The organism is Photobacterium sp. GB-210 (genome assembly GCF_003026075.1).
Classification (GTDB): Bacteria; Pseudomonadota; Gammaproteobacteria; order Enterobacterales; family Vibrionaceae; genus Photobacterium.
The window spans coordinates 1-610 of sequence record NZ_PYNU01000066.1 but is presented as its reverse complement, the minus strand read 5'-3'; the positions used below and the strand labels follow the sequence as shown (position 1 = coordinate 610).

4 tRNA genes are annotated in these 610 nt (G+C 46.4%); all 4 read right to left on the bottom strand.

Features of this window, described 5'->3' with window-relative positions:
* Window positions 1-185: 185 nt before the first annotated feature.
* Window positions 186-261, bottom strand: a tRNA-Glu gene (locus C9J38_RS21640).
* Window positions 262-263: 2 nt separating this feature from the next.
* Window positions 264-339, bottom strand: a tRNA-Ala gene (locus tag C9J38_RS21635).
* Window positions 340-378: 39 nt separating this feature from the next.
* A tRNA-Val gene (locus C9J38_RS21630) sits at window positions 379-454 on the bottom strand.
* A 31-nt stretch (window positions 455-485) separates the two neighbouring features.
* Window positions 486-561, bottom strand: a tRNA-Lys gene (locus tag C9J38_RS21625).
* Window positions 562-610: the final 49 nt, after the last annotated feature.

Genomic DNA, 610 nt, shown 5'->3' with positions numbered 1-610 from the left:
AAGTGAAAGCAAACACAGACACTTGAATGTGTATGTTTTGAGAACTCGTTCTTCTTTCGAAGAACATTTTTAAAATCAATCTATTGATTGAATTTACTAGTCAGCTTTCCAGATTGTTAAAGAGCATTGTGTTTCTATTTAAAGATCCACTTTCTAATCACACTCATAAGAATGTATTTACAAAGTGGCGTCCCGTAGGGGAGTCGAACCCCTGTTACCGCCGTGAAAGGGCGGTGTCCTAGGCCTCTAGACGAACGGGACATTGGTGGAGCTATGCGGGATCGAACCGCAGACCTCCTGCGTGCAAGGCAGGCGCTCTCCCAGCTGAGCTATAACCCCAATGTTTTACTTCTTTTAAGAAGTTCTCTAAAGAGAAAATGGTGGGCGATACCGGGCTCGAACCAGTGACCCCCTCCTTGTAAGGGAGGTGCTCTCCCAACTGAGCTAATCGCCCACGATAGTTTTAATTCCTTCGTGAGAAAGAATGGTGGGTCGTGCAGGATTCGAACCTGCGACCAATTGATTAAAAGTCAACTGCTCTACCAACTGAGCTAACGACCCAATTTGCACTTCAAAGAGAAGTGGCGTCCCGTAGGGGAGTCGAACCCCT